This is a genomic window from Vibrio sp. TRT 17S01 (genome assembly GCF_050113695.1).
In the GTDB taxonomy this organism is placed as follows: domain Bacteria; phylum Pseudomonadota; class Gammaproteobacteria; order Enterobacterales; family Vibrionaceae; genus Vibrio.
Genome location: NZ_JBNJOG010000005.1, coordinates 52,703 through 66,897, shown reverse-complemented (window position 1 = coordinate 66,897; position 14,195 = coordinate 52,703). Strand labels below are relative to the sequence as shown.

Below are 14,195 nucleotides of genomic sequence, written 5' to 3'. Positions count from 1 at the left end.
GACAAATTATAAAGCGAATCTTCGCCATTAAGAATCAGGGAATTAAGATCAGAGAATTTAATTGAGCTTTGTTTCGTTAGATTCTTGTCAGAATGTAACGCATCAATTTGATAAGTGCATTTTATGAGCGCACACTTTCGCGCTTCATCAGAACAATAAAGGTAACACCATGAAACCAGGTAGTAAGCAATTCGCAGTGATAGGCCTTGGACGATTTGGCCTGTCAGTATGTAAAGAGCTACAAGAGTCTGGAGCGCAAGTACTCGCTATCGACATTAACGAAGATCGTGTTCGTGAAGCGGCAGGCTTTGTGACACAAGCTTTGGTTGCAAACTGTACCAGTGAGGAGACGGCTGCGGAGCTAAAGCTGGATGACTACGACATGGTGATGGTTTCTATTGGTGCTGATGTGAATGCCAGTATCCTGACCACGCTCGTTGTAAAAGAAGCGGGTGCTAAATCGGTTTGGGTTAAAGCGAATGACAAGTTTCATGGCAAGATCCTGCAGAAAATTGGTGCAGACCACATCATTATGCCTGAACGGGATATGGGCATTCGGGTGGCTCGTAAAATGTTAGATAAGCGCGTGCTTGAGTTCCAAGAACTGGGATCAGGTCTTGCGATGACAGAAGTGGTGGTTGGTTCGCGACTTATGGGTAAAACATTAGGTGACTTGGCTTTATGTCAGGAAAGTGGTGTACAAGTATTGGGCTTTAAACGTGGGCCGGAAATTGTCAAAGCACCAGAATTATCCACCGAATTGGAAATTGGTGATGTGATCATTATTGTGGGTCCTCAAGTAACGTTAGCCAAAAAATTGAAAAACCTATGAACTCATTTCAGCGACAAGGGTTGTTCTATTCGTTAGAGCCAGAAAAGAAACAACAGAAAGGCTCTGAACCTAGAATCATTCTTATCAGCTTTTTAGCTGTATTGCTCCCTGCGGCCATCTTACTCACATTACCCGTATTTTCGGTAACTGGGCTTTCAATTACGGATGCGCTTTTTACCGCAACGTCTGCCATTAGTGTGACTGGGTTGGGTGTGGTTGATACTGGTGAGCATTTTACGCTTGCAGGAAAGATCTTGCTGATGTGTCTGATGCAAATTGGCGGTTTGGGGCAAATGACGTTGTCTGCGGTTTTGTTGTATATGTTTGGGGTGCGCCTTAGCCTAAAACAGCAAGCATTAGCAAAAGACGCATTAGGACAAGATCGTAAGGTAAATTTAAGAAAGCTCGTTAAGAAGATCATTATTTTTGCGCTGGTTGCAGAAGGGCTTGGCTTTACAATTTTAGCATTTCGTTGGGTGCCTGAATTCGGGTTGGGCACGGGACTTTTTTATGCCCTTTTCCATGCGATTTCAGCCTTTAACAATGCCGGTTTTGCATTGTTCTCCGATAGCATGATGAGCTTTGTGGATGATCCATTAGTCATATTTACATTGGCAGGGTTGTTCATCTTTGGTGGGCTAGGTTTCACCGTGATTGGTGATGTCGCAATGAACTGGCGCAAAGGCTTCCACTTTTTGCATCTTCACACCAAAATCATGTTGTTGGCGACACCCGCACTGTTATTGGTGGGGACCATTCTCTTTTGGTGTTTAGAGCGAAATAATATGTCGACAATGGGGCCTTTAGATGTGTCTGGTCAATGGCTTGCTGCTTTCTTCCAATCTGCAAGTGCGAGGACTGCTGGCTTCAACAGTGTCGACCTGACACACTTCTCTCAGCCAGCGCTGCTTATCATGATCATTTTAATGCTGATTGGTGCCGGTTCTACTTCAACGGGTGGCGGTATAAAAGTGTCGACATTTGCTGTTGCTTTTGTGGCTACTTGGACATTCTTACGCCAAAAACGACATGTAGTGATGTTTAAACGTACCGTTAACTGGCCGACCGTTACCAAAGCTTTGGCGATCATTGTGGTGAGTGGTGCGATGTTAACCACGGCGATGTTTTTGTTGATGCTGACCGAGCAAGCGAGTTTCGACAAGGTCATGTTTGAAACGATCTCGGCATTTGCGACAGTGGGGTTAACGGCAGGCCTGACGGCAGAGCTTTCTGAAGCAGGTAAGTACATCATGATCGTGGTGATGATCATTGGTCGTATAGGACCACTAACATTGGCTTATATGTTGGCCCGCCCGGAACCAACATTGATCAAATACCCAGAAGATAACGTTCTAACAGGGTAAACTAGTTCGCGCCACACTATTTGTTTCCGAAGTGTTCAGATAGTGCGGCGCGCCGGTGCTTTGCGGCACCGCCTCCTTCCATGTCCACGGTATTTTCATACCCCTCTTTAATAAAACGCTGAGTAGGGCTGTTTGGAACCAATCGCCGAAGTTGAGGGGAATTCATGGTACCTGCTATCTGGTAAATGGATGTTCCTTGACCAGTCTCCACATAGACTTTCTTTCCGTCAAACTCGAACTGTGTTGCAACAAGGCGATTATTGCGTAGTACTCCTTGTTCACTCAGCACTAATACTTCAACGTTGTAGCCAGGTGCACCCACTTCAATCCACTTTCCGTAGACATGTTTTGGATGAACATAGTCTTGATAGCTAAAGTACAGCAATAGCGAGAAGGCAATGGCTAGGACGCCAAAGACAACCGCAAACAGAGTTTTAAAAAGCGAAGGACTTCTCATAATTGACCGATATGCAGAGTTAGGTTTTCGCGATCGTTTCTTTGAGGTCAATTTATACAGCTCCAAGGCATAAGTGTTGAGTGAATCCAGAGATTGTAAGAGTTTCCTCTACAACGCAATCCCTCAATATGGATTTTTGAACTTCACCCAAAAGTTGTAGCTTAAATGCTGTGATTCTATGACCTAAATCAATTGCTAATTATAGTTCACTCAGTGATTGGCTGGGGCGTTACCTGATTAAATTGTACATATTAACGCATGGGCAGTTGCTAATTATTATTTTATGGGATGGTGTGGTGAAAACTTCTGAATACAGAATCTAAAGAAAGCGTTTTTACCTAAGCTACTTGCAAGTTCACTAATAAATAGTACTTGTTGAGACGCCTTTTTTTGGTTAAAAGTAATTTTCAATTTTATAAAGAAAATCAGCCCAAGGAAGACAAAATGATAAACGAAAACAGTTACTTTGATGGTGGTGTTAAGTCTTTAGGATTTGACCAACAAGGTTCAAGCGTCAGCGTAGGTGTCATGTTACCTGGTGAATATACCTTTGGTACCGCCGCGCCAGAACGCATGACTGTCGTTAAAGGTGAACTCGTTATTAAGCGTGACGGCGAGACTGAGTGGAGTTCTTTTAAATCAGGAGAAGCCTTTGAAGTAAAAGGTGATTCATCTTTCGATCTGCAAGTCAGTATTGCGACAGCATACTTGTGTGAATACTTGTAAATAAAAAGCGCCACGCATTATAAGGTGCGTGGCGAACTATTTAAGCATTACGTCATGGCAATGGTATTAGCGTAACGCTTTCTATCTGCGGTTAATATTGAGCAAAACTCCCGCTGTTATAATCCTTGATTGCTTGTTCGATTTCTTCAATGCTGTTCATAACAAAAGGGCCATAATGGACAACTGGTTCATCGATAGGATCACCAGTGAAAACCAAAACGCCTGCTTCATTTTCTGTTTGAATCGAGACCTCATCACCTAAGCTTAATAGCCCCAATTCGCCTTCGGAAAGTTTAATATCCTCAACAATTACAGAGCCTTGATAAACATATAACATGGCATTTTGAAAACTACTTGTCGCAAATTGCAAATCAGAATGACGAGATGCTCGCCAGTCAGCAACGTTGAGAGGCACACCCGTTTGGTCCAACGGTCCGCGGACGGTGGTGCTCTTGAGATCAAACTGACCTGCTATTACTCTAAGTAAACCCATACCATCTTGCTGGTATTCCATGATAGTTTCTGACTGAAAGTCATGATAGCGAGCGGGTGACATTTTCAACTCTGCGGGTTGGTTAATCCAGATTTGAAAACCATGGAGCGAGCCCTTATCCATTATGGGCATTTCACTATGAATAACTCCTTTTCCAGCTGCCATCCATTGTGCGCCACCAGAGCGTAATTCGCCCACATTCCCCATATGGTCTTTGTGTTGAAAGTGGCCGTTTAACATATAAGTTAGGGTTTCAATGCCTCGATGTGGATGAGGTGGGAACCCACCGATGTAATCAGCACTGTTATCTGACTTCAGCTCATCGATCATTAAGAATGGCGAGAAACTTGCATTATTGAAGCCAGCAACACGACGAATCTGAACACCATCACCGTCTGATGTGGGGTGAGATGCGATGATTTGTTTTATTTTTCTTTGTGTTGTCATAGCGTTGCTCCTACTTTTTGTTTACAAGTAGTGTAGTGAGAAGGCAGCGCAAACAAGACAGTTATGCTTTGTTCAAGTTGTTCGATTATTTCGAAAAAGGACTGAGAATTAATCAAATTTTACTCGTCAGAGCTTTGACTATACTTAATTTATGACGGAACCGCTTCGAGAGGAGGACGCTATGGCTGTTGTACCCAAACATACAGACCAACACGCTCGTTACGATCCCAGTCAAGATTTCACTACTGAACAACGACATCGTTTCGGGAAGATTGCAAACAAGGCGCAAAAACGTCGAGAAGAGTTGGAAGAAAGACCTAATATTATTTCAGCGGCTAAATCTGCTGCAATGAGACCTGTTGTGGTACCCAAAAAAGATAAACCCAACACAGCTCGTTATGCTGCATGGCTGATTGTCGTAATGGCATTTAGTTTGTGGCTAATGTACATGAATGGTTAGGCTTTCTTAATCGGTGTTACTTTTTTATCAACGTTACGATGAAAATGATCAAGGGGGGCAGATGTCACCCCTTGATAGTATCTAAACTGGTTCTTTCCACTGTGCTTTGCGGCATACATCGCTTTGTCAGCACATCGAGTAAGCTCAGGTAATGAGTCTGCATCTTCAGGGTATAACGCGACACCGACACTGACGGTTAAATGATTGATGCGTTCAGAGCCTTGATAACTGTTTTCAAATAAATGGCATATGCGGTGCAATATGCCATCGAGATCTTTCCTACTTTTCACATCATATAACAACAGAACAAACTCATCTCCGGCGAAGCGGGCGATAGAATAGTCGTGCTTATTGGTTTTCCTATCCTTTGAGCGAATATTGTTTTTTAGTCGGTTAGAAAAGTGTTGAAGTACTCGATCTCCCACATCATGACCATAGGTATCATTAATCGTTTTAAAATCATCAATATCTAAAAATACCAATGCAGTGAGGTTTCTTGAGTTTCCGAGCTCAGAAAGCTTCTCCAGTGCCCAGTTTTCGAAGCTCCATCGATTAGCAAGGCCTGTGAGTTGATCTAAGTAGGCAAGGTCTTCAATACCTTCTTTATAGAGTGATTGGATGTAATTCATAACCTTGGTGTAGTAATAGGAAGAAACATTGCAGAGCAGGCACAAAGCAAAAAGACTGAGCAAGAAGCGATCACTTGCTACATTGACTCCTAGGTAGACGGCATCTGTAAATAGGATCGCAAATAAAGTCAGCAAACAAAATGAAACACTAAAGACCAAGCCGAGCTTAAAATCGTTAATAAGCACGATAGTAGCGATGATTGGAAAGAGCCAAAGTAGACGATCTGGAAGAAATTCGCCATAGAGCAACAAGATGATCCCTTGAAAGAGCAAAACCGCAGTAAGGATATGATCGGAGTAATTGACTTCTTTTAGGTGGTATAAGTGCCACAGGTTGAAAGAAAGGATGAGTGCACATAAGACGTTGAGTAGAGCGAAGGGGTAGTTTCCTCCGAGAATATGGACAGTGCTATAGCCAAGCATGATTAGCATGGATACGATAGAGCATAACAACACGATTTTACATTTTCGTGTAGCTCGAATATCTGCCATTTCTTCAAGATGCCTGCCGGCAAAGTGTGTCATGCCTCGCTTTTTCCTATTGTCTATAACTCCGCAAGTTAAGAATAGGAGAAAAATTAGAAGCTGAAGCGGCTATTCAAATTTATTATGTGAGCGCCTTCAACTATTTATATGAATTTTGTTTCTTATTGTTGCTTTGTTCATTTATCCAAGAAAGTGACTAATCCCTTGTTATTAATGCTGCAATGGTTTGCGTAATTATAAAGTGCTACATTTTGTTTTCCGTACTTCATTCAGGTTGTGGTATAAAAATTTAATTTTTATGAGAAAACAATCTAGGGTCTGTTGATCTTTTGAGATGATTTTTGCAGCCATTTGTGGGTTCTTTATACAAGGCAGAGCTTATTCGGTGTAGCGTTCTACATCAATGAGCGATAACGCAGTAGAAATACGCCACAAATGCTGCCCAAAGGGTTCGTTTCTATGCCTTTTACTCTTTGTTGCAAGGTATTTGCTTAGAATGACTAGGCGTCACACCTTGCGTCGCGATTAAAAGGCATAGAATTCGAACAAAATTTAACCGCGAAAGATCAACAGACCCTAGTAATACGGCAATCTAAGTTGGTTAAGTTTTGATGGATTCCTGAGAGCCGAATTCACTTTTTAACCAATTTCTTACAGTGAGAATATGCTCATTCTTAAGTTTGTTGGGTGGACACACAAAGTAAAACTGCTGATGTGGATTCTGAACGGGTGTACCGACTTCTTTCAATAACCCTTGTTTTACATCATCTTTGACAAACTGACGGTGTGTAACAAATATCCCTTGCTTTCGAATTGCAGCCTGAACGGCTTGAATAGAAGAGGTGAAAGATAAATTACGAGCAATGCGAGGTAAAGCGACATCAAAGGCGTAACACCAGACTTGCCAATCAAACTTTCTCCTATCGTTGTCTGTGGTAATCGCAGGAAAGCGACGCAATAGCTCAGTAGGATCGGAGGTTATCGCATATAACTCTGGGCTACATACCATGATGAGCTCGTCTTCAGAGAGCAGTTCACAGTAGTAATCTGGCCATTCCTCACTCGTTCCGTGAATAATGGCAGCATCGACTCCTTCCGCTTCCATGACAAATGTACCTGCAAGGGTCGATATGCGCAGATCTAACTGTGGTGCGTACTCATTGAATTGATGAACTCGGGGAATCCACCAATGCATGGTGAGTGAGTTAATCATATTTAAAGTGAGGCGGTGAGAACTTTGGTTTGCTATTAGCTGGTGAGTTGCGTTGACGATTTGTTCAATCGCGGGTGCAACTTGTTTGTAGTACTGACGACCTGCTGTATTGAGGACGACATGACGTCCAATTCGCTTGAACAGCGGCTGACCAATCTGGCTCTCTAATGACTTGATCGCTTGACTGACAGCAGAATGACTAACATTCAGTTGCTCCGCGGCTTGGGTCATGCTTCCAGTTTCCACGACAGCAATAAATGAGTACAGCGCTTTTAAGGGGGGTAGTTTCATAATATGTAAGTTTTTCTTACTGATTGTGTAAATATTACTCGTTTTTAAATGAATTTGCATGTCTTTAGAATATTAGCTAAGGAGGTGCTTTATTTATGTCTATGTCCCCAATTTTATTTATGCTTGGTTCTACACTGAGCCTTTCCGTGACTGGTTTATTGTCAAAATACCTTACACATGAAATGAATATTTACTTATTAAGCGAGTTACGCTTTCTCATTCCTGCACTGCTGTTATTGCCACTGTTCTTTACTCAACGTTTTCGCTTTCCAGCATCAGGAGTTCGAAGTGCTTTGCTGATACGTGCTGGATCGATTGCGATTTGTCAGCTTGCATTCCTGTTTTCTCTTGAACACTTAAGTTTGGTTGAAAGCGTGGTGCTATTTAGTACCGGTCCTTTATTTATTCCTTTGCTTGAACGTGTTTTCTTTGCTGTTCCGTTAAAACTGTCTGCCGTTGTGAGTCTATGCATTACCTTTTTAGGCGTCGTATTGATGACAGGGGATCTTTCATCTTTCCATCTTAGGCTCGAATTATTGATTGGCTTGGCTGCAGGCTTGTTTAATGCGGCTTCACAGCTCAGTCTGTATCGAATGAGTAAAAGCTCATTAGGAGCAACAGAAATCAATTTCTGGACGTTTCTATTAGCTGCGGCTTTGTTGCTACCGATGATCTTGTGGGTTTGGGTGAGTGGTAGTGGGGAGAGTGTCGATTGGGTTAATGAACAGGCGCTTTTATCCGGTGCTGCGCTTGTTACGATGTCTGTGATGATCATTAATACACAGGTATGTCGAGCAAAAGCCTATAAAATGGTGGCGTCGAATTCTCAACTCGCACCGCTTATATTTACCAACTTGCTGTTTGCTGCAATTTGGCAAGTATTATTCTTTGACGAAGCATTCAGCTTGCATCAAATTTTCGGTATTTCTCTTATGGTATTTGCTTTGATCAGCCAATCCGTGATGCCGAGATGGCGTAGTAATAGAAGCATGACTATAAAACAAAGAGCAGCCTAGGCTGCTCTTTGTAAGACATTATTTTTTGGCAACTAAACCATAGGGCAACCCAGAGAACATGCGTGGGTGGTTCTGAATATTGGGGGCTTGGTTAACACCTTTCCAATCCAATAACATGATGGCTAATACGTTACGATGTTCTCCATACTCGAGATCAAAATCTCCAGTGACGGATGGGATCATACCGTGTTGCAGGTCGATAGAAGATTGGATCTTGGCGCGTGTCTTTTCGACTACAGGATCGTTTTCTAAGCCAGCAAGCAGGAAGGAAATACCAACTTCAGCGATCACATCCTCTTTTGCTCTGAGTAAAATGGTATCGATATTCTGGCGGAAGTAGTCGTAAATCCATTGGTGTGTTGCTTCACTAATTTGACGCTGATAGTACTGTGAATCAGCAAAAATAATATGTGTCATGCCATAAAGCTTGTTGCCATACTGCTGTTTGGAAAGTCCTTTGTCATCAATGTCCGGATAGGTTGTTTTGAATGCGCTGATGAAGTCATTGACCACGTCCTGTTCTCCGAGTTGACGTAGCCAGTAAACTTGATTGGCAAGTTGAGCTGCCCAAGCGCGGATCATTTCCTGATCGGTGGCGTATTTTTTGAAATCGTAACGACGAATAATGCGGCGCAGTTTTTTATCTTCAACATGCTGGAGTCCATATTCATTCGCTCTTGCCATTGAGCCCAACAACCCAACACCCAAATAGAGATATTCAGGTGTGTGTTTGGTCACGGTGTAGCGTCGGACACTGCGTTCATCTTTGTCACCAATATAACCACTGAGACGTTTTTCTGAATACAAATAGATCTGCTCTGGTGTATAAACTTCGGCCGCAAATTGATTTAACCGACTACTTACACGGGCCAGATCACTCCAAACTGCAGCACGATATTTGGTGTCCAGTGTTTGCCTGAACATGCGCAGGCCATAATGCCCTTCTTTAAAGGCTGAAAGCGTATAGAGTTGAGGTTCGTATGTCTGTCGAATGACAGCTGCAGAATCAGGATAAGAAAGCTTTGGTACGTCTTCAACCGAGGCTAAAGCGCTGAAAGAACATGTTAAAGAAAGGCATAATGCTATCAAAGAGTTGCGCATATAGTGTACCAAACGTAAATAACAACAGAGTATTCGAACGTATCAGCTATTGAACGTATCAATGTAATCGTAGCGTCAGATTCACGTTAAAGCCCTTTTACAAGTGATCTTATGCTCATTCCGAGAGATTATTTTTGGTCGTATACGTAACGATAAGTCAGATTAATTCGTTCGCTGCAAGGGCGGCGTGTTTTGGGTACGCTGTGTTTCCAAAAATGCTGGGTAGCGCCTGCCATAATCAGTAAGCTGCCATGTTCTAACTCCATCGTGTGTTTTTCTCCAGATAGCTGGTGGCAAAGTGTAAATCGGCGGGTTTCCCCCAAACTTACTGAGGCGATAACGGGATTTTTGCCCAATTCAGGTTCGTTATCTTGGTGGGAACCCATAGAGTCTTGGCCATCTCGATACATATTTGCAAGCACCGAGTTGAATGGACAACCAGCAATCTCTTCACAGCGCTGTTTAATGTCATGTAATGGCTCTATCCAAGGAAGTGGATTAACGGTCAACCCCGAGTACGTGTAGGGGTGTGAACCATACCAAGCTTGCAATCTCGGTTGTAAAACGGAGCGGCCGAATAGACGTATGGTTTCTTGTTTCCACGGGACGCATTGCTTAAGGCAGGAAAAGAGCTGATCAGACTCTTGTTGAGAAAGGAAGTTGGGTAACCAAAGTAATTGACTATCAGGCAGTGTTAACCAAGAGTGTTGATTTGCTGATGATGTAGAGAAAAGATCCATTTTAACCTCTCATATTTATAAATGAATCAATAGGCGTGAAGGTAACGTCTGTATTATTATAATTGATATAAATATTGGCTTGGTAAACAGATTGTTTTACAAGTCAGATAATAACAAAAAGATATTAATTTAATATGTTGCCAGATTTTTACTGGGGGAAGAATGAAAGAAACTCATGGTGGACATAAAACGGTAATATTGCTGTTTGTAGCGATTGTTATGCTGTCCATTGTTATGATTGAGTTCCTGAATCGTAGTCAAGCGTCGTTTGTCCGAGACGGGTTGCTGACACGAGCGAAAGAAGAGCTATCCATTATTCGATCTGAATTAGAAGCCGCGATTGTGTCAGATATCTACATTGCGAATAGTCTATCGGCACTCGTTTCTGCTAATCCGGATATTCAGTTTGTTAACTGGATATCGCTTGCATCGAGCATCAAAAGAAAAAGCAGTCATATTCAGGTGATTGGGCTCGCCCCCAATGATGTGGTTGAGTATGTCTATCCGATCAAAGGAAATGAAGAAGTTATCGGGTTAGATTATCGAAGTGTGCCGACTCAATGGCGTTCGATAAAGAAAGCCAAAGAGATAGAAGAAATATTCATTTCAGGGCCAGTGAGTCTAGTGCAAGGTGGGAATGCGTTAATCGCACGTGTACCTATTTTTGTCGATCCACCTTTAAACCTAAGGTATTGGGGGGTGTGTAGCATTGTGCTTAATTTGGATACCTTATACCTTGATGTCGGCATTCCGGCTTTTGCGTACAAGTACCATTTGGCAATACGAGGAGTAGATAGCGCAGGGAAAGATGGCGAACTGTTTTATGGTGAGCAAACGACCTTTGATAATGCATTTGCAGTGGAAGAAGTCCATTTTCCGTATGGTAGCTGGGTAATTGCGGCAGCAGCAAAAGACAACCTGATTGAGCAAGTGCCATGGTATCGGGTTCATATAGCCAGAGTATTAGGGTACCCAGTGATCCTGATGTTACTGCTGGCATTTGGCACCATCTATCATTTGTACACATTGGCTTATGAGCGCTCATTGCACGATGAATTAACTCGGCTTCCCAATCGCCGTTATTTCATATACACCCTAAAACATCATTTCGATACTGTAGCCAGAAACAAAAAAGGGGATGTATTTGCGATCCTCAATATAGATATCGATAAGTTCAAATCGATTAACGATAACTATGGACATGCGGCAGGGGACAAGGTGCTGATCGCTTGTGCAGAAAGGATACGATCAACATTACGTGCGACCGATGTAGTAGCGCGTATGGGAGGAGATGAATTCTTGGTTCTATTGCCTCGAATCTCCAAACCAGAAGATGTAGACATGATTAATATCGAGCTACAGAAGGCAATCTGTCATACCCCAGTAATTTACGAACAGCACCTGATTAACCTCAGTGTGAGTGTCGGCTATGCGTTGTATAAACCAGAGTTTGACGATATTCACCAAATGATGAAGTTAGCGGATACGCGTATGTATGAAGAGAAACGCCGACAAAGCGCCTACTTCTTATAAAGTGCAGTTTCATAATGAATGGCAGGCGTGGAAAGCCTGCCCACCTACTTTCTTTGTGAGGGTATATACTTAAAGAAAACAAAGAAGTGGGGTGAGCCATGCGTCAATTATCAGATTGGCTTTCAGCGTATGGAGAAAGCCATCAAAATCCAATCAATCAGAAAATCCATCACATTGCTGTTCCGGGTATCTTCTTGTCGATTGTCGGCTTGATTTGGTCGATTCCTACCTTGAGCATTGCTGGCATCGAGTTTAACTGGGTGTGGCCTGCAATAGTTCCTGTTTTGATTTTTTACTTTCGTCTATCGCTCAGCGTGTTTCTCATGATGCTCGGGTTTACCTTTGCATGCATTACACTTATTTGGTGTTTAGAGCTGCTTCATGTCCCTATTTTCCTCGTATCTGTTTGTGGTTTTGTCATCCTTTGGTTGTTTCAATTTATTGGTCATAAGGTTGAAGGTAAGAAACCTTCTTTACTGATATCCAATTCCTGCTGATTGGCCCTATATGGGTGTTTCGTAAACACTGACTTGCATTAGTAGAAAAGTATAATTGCATTATAGGAATGTGATAATTTGCATTTTGCGTCAAGATTGCAAAATGCATTTTTGCTATGCATTGTGTTTTGTTAAATCTGGTGCTTATTTGAGCAAATACGTGATTTTTTGGTGATTCAAAAGTTGGCACGCATCGTGCTTTAGTATTAATGACCCTTATTAAGCCGAGGGTCACCTAGCCAACTGACGTTGTTAGTGAACCTTATATTTTGTTCACACTTATATATAGCCAATCACGCGTATTGTGATTGGCTTTTTTTCTTTTTGTCACTGGTAAATGTGGAAGTAGGCTTATTGTCCTAACTAGCTACATGGTTGATAGCAACTTGGCTTTCTCGGGCATACCGCTCCCCTTGAGCAGATAACTCTTGCTTCTGATTGCAACCCTCTTTCTATCCAGTTGATGTTAAGAATGCGAGCAATAGTCGTGAATTCTTTCTGAATATGGTGTGGAATGGCTGATGTGCCCCCGTTTTGCACACACATAGCTTTCAGATCTTCTGCGATTTCTCTTGAGTTGCCACCTTGCGCGTCGATAGCGGGGTTAAGGTCAATACCAGCACATAACACGCGATTATTCCCCGCAGGATCGGTCATATTGACGGACTCGCAACAATAGATCCTTGGTTCATCGCCAACATGTAAGATAGAAATTTGAGCAGAACTTCCTTCTCTAGGCTCCGACAATCGACGAAAAACAGCCCAATGTTGGCAAGGGTCATTGACTTGTCTCATGTTGCCCCAAGGAAGTGGAATACCATTACCTCGATAAACGGCTTTAAGTTTGTTTTGCCCGTAAGCATCAAAATAGTGCCAATGTGGGTAAGGTGATACCACCGTCATACGTCGCATTGCAACTGAAGGGGATACCCCCGCTTTTTTGTGAACATCGATTTCGTACCCATTGCGATCCAACAACTGTCGAAAAGGGACTTTGGGGCATAATAACGCCCCGGCAAAAAAACTCGACTCAAAGTCTCGCCAAGCTTGTAAAATATCTTGAGAATTGAGCTCAGAACTACTGGGTGGCGTCATGCCATTGTTCCACTCGTTACTGTGACCAACAGAAAGAACGCTTTTCAGACCTTCCTTGCTATGCAATACGCAGTGCCCAATGTAGACCGCCAAATCATATTTCAGCCGGGTAGGGTACTCTTTGAGTACTTCATTGAGATAAATGCTGCCTGGCGGCTCAAAAAAAGAGGTGACAACTTGTTTTGCACTGACGCCAAGTTCATCCACTACGTCCTGTGGTGCTCTCGAAACCCAGCGAATGGTCAGGCCAATGCTACGAGCGATGTCCATCAAATCTTCAACCGACAGATTGAGGCGCTTTAGGCCAACTTCTTCTGCTGCGCGCTCTAGATCAGGAAAATGATTCTGATGGCTCTCTTGGTGAGCACGAATCAGCAGGTGCGCAAATTGTCGTCCAGTGATCCCGGTTTGTGACAGCATTTCTGGAATGGCAATTTGCAATATGTCATTTGAGAAAAGAAAGCTAGGCTCTAGTGCCATGCCGCTGATGCCACCACGATTGCCTTTATCCGGAGTGATGGCATTTTGTTCAGGTTCATCATCGAGAAACCATGCTGGATCTTTCTGAAATACTTCGGCGATGACTTCCAACATATCGATACTGGGAACACGCTTTCCACGCTCAATCATGGATAGATAAGAAACGGAAGGCGCGTATTCGGGGCTAACACGAACACAGCGAGCTGAGAGATCTTCCATCGTTAAATGGTTGCGTTTTCTCAGGTTTCTAATTTTTGTCCCTAAAAAGTGGGACTGGCGGATCAGACTTTTCGACAGCGACATTTTGTAAAATTCACATTGTAAAATTTTTGTTG

At 42.8% G+C, this 14,195-nt stretch carries 13 protein-coding genes and 1 pseudogene; 7 read left to right on the top strand and 7 right to left on the bottom strand.

The features are described from left to right. Positions 1–169: 169 nt before the first annotated feature. Positions 170–832 carry a potassium channel family protein gene (locus tag ACQEXS_RS09775; protein WP_367990174.1) on the top strand — a complete coding sequence of 221 codons (663 nt, stop codon included), beginning with the start codon at positions 170–172 and terminating at the stop codon, positions 830–832. Continuing rightward, complete coding sequence (locus ACQEXS_RS09770; RefSeq protein ID WP_427013684.1) at positions 829–2,196, top strand: TrkH family potassium uptake protein; 1,368 nt, start codon at positions 829–831, stop codon at positions 2,194–2,196. Before ACQEXS_RS09775 ends, ACQEXS_RS09770 begins: the two co-directional genes overlap by 4 nt. 16 nt (positions 2,197–2,212) lie before the next feature. Here the strand turns inward: ACQEXS_RS09770 and ACQEXS_RS09765 are convergent, their stop codons facing one another. Beyond that, on the bottom strand, positions 2,213–2,653 hold the full coding sequence (locus ACQEXS_RS09765) for a DUF2850 domain-containing protein (RefSeq protein ID WP_367990172.1): 441 nt from the start codon (positions 2,651–2,653) through the stop codon (positions 2,213–2,215). Between the two features lie 444 nt (positions 2,654–3,097). Here ACQEXS_RS09765 and ACQEXS_RS09760 point away from each other — a divergent pair, with 444 nt between their 5' ends. After that, positions 3,098–3,379, top strand: coding sequence for a pyrimidine/purine nucleoside phosphorylase (locus tag ACQEXS_RS09760; protein WP_367990171.1), 282 nt, complete (start codon positions 3,098–3,100; stop codon positions 3,377–3,379). A 91-nt stretch (positions 3,380–3,470) separates the two neighbouring features. Here the strand turns inward: ACQEXS_RS09760 and ACQEXS_RS09755 are convergent, their stop codons facing one another. Continuing rightward, a complete protein-coding gene (locus tag ACQEXS_RS09755; RefSeq protein WP_367990170.1) occupies positions 3,471–4,319 on the bottom strand; it encodes a pirin family protein in 849 nt (282 codons plus the stop codon). Positions 4,320–4,500: 181 nt separating this feature from the next. On the opposite strand from ACQEXS_RS09755, the gene ACQEXS_RS09750 reads away from it, so the two are divergent. Beyond that, positions 4,501–4,779, top strand: a complete 279-nt coding sequence (locus tag ACQEXS_RS09750; protein WP_367990169.1) for a hypothetical protein — start codon at positions 4,501–4,503, stop codon at positions 4,777–4,779. Here ACQEXS_RS09750 and ACQEXS_RS09745 read toward each other — a convergent pair. Beyond that, a complete protein-coding gene (locus tag ACQEXS_RS09745) occupies positions 4,776–5,933 on the bottom strand; it encodes a GGDEF domain-containing protein (protein WP_427013683.1) in 1,158 nt (385 codons plus the stop codon). The genes ACQEXS_RS09750 and ACQEXS_RS09745 overlap by 4 nt on opposite strands. Before the next feature lie 562 nt (positions 5,934–6,495). Then, on the bottom strand, positions 6,496–7,401 hold the full coding sequence (locus ACQEXS_RS09740) for a LysR substrate-binding domain-containing protein (RefSeq protein ID WP_427013843.1): 906 nt from the start codon (positions 7,399–7,401) through the stop codon (positions 6,496–6,498). A gap of 92 nt (positions 7,402–7,493) precedes the next feature. Between ACQEXS_RS09740 and ACQEXS_RS09735 the strand changes: the two genes are divergently transcribed. After that, positions 7,494–8,414: a DMT family transporter gene (locus tag ACQEXS_RS09735; protein ID WP_427013682.1), complete on the top strand. Its 921-nt coding sequence runs from the start codon at positions 7,494–7,496 to the stop codon at positions 8,412–8,414. Positions 8,415–8,432: 18 nt separating this feature from the next. On the opposite strand, the gene ACQEXS_RS09730 is transcribed toward ACQEXS_RS09735, so the two are convergent. Beyond that, positions 8,433–9,515: a DUF3541 domain-containing protein gene (locus ACQEXS_RS09730; protein ID WP_427013681.1), complete on the bottom strand. Its 1,083-nt coding sequence runs from the start codon at positions 9,513–9,515 to the stop codon at positions 8,433–8,435. Between the two features lie 128 nt (positions 9,516–9,643). Further along, a complete protein-coding gene (locus tag ACQEXS_RS09725) occupies positions 9,644–10,255 on the bottom strand; it encodes an alpha-ketoglutarate-dependent dioxygenase AlkB family protein (protein WP_427013680.1) in 612 nt (203 codons plus the stop codon). A gap of 162 nt (positions 10,256–10,417) precedes the next feature. On the opposite strand from ACQEXS_RS09725, the gene ACQEXS_RS09720 reads away from it, so the two are divergent. Together ACQEXS_RS09720 and ACQEXS_RS09715 are read left to right on the top strand one after the other, a co-directional pair. Further along, positions 10,418–11,788 carry a diguanylate cyclase gene (locus tag ACQEXS_RS09720; protein WP_427013679.1) on the top strand — a complete coding sequence of 457 codons (1,371 nt, stop codon included), beginning with the start codon at positions 10,418–10,420 and terminating at the stop codon, positions 11,786–11,788. A 98-nt stretch (positions 11,789–11,886) separates the two neighbouring features. After that, positions 11,887–12,317: pseudogene (locus tag ACQEXS_RS09715) on the top strand (DUF962 domain-containing protein). A gap of 331 nt (positions 12,318–12,648) precedes the next feature. Here the strand turns inward: ACQEXS_RS09715 and ACQEXS_RS09710 are convergent. Further along, positions 12,649–14,163, bottom strand: coding sequence for a DUF3612 domain-containing protein (locus tag ACQEXS_RS09710; protein WP_367990163.1), 1,515 nt, complete (start codon positions 14,161–14,163; stop codon positions 12,649–12,651). Between the last annotated feature and the right edge of the window lie 32 nt (positions 14,164–14,195).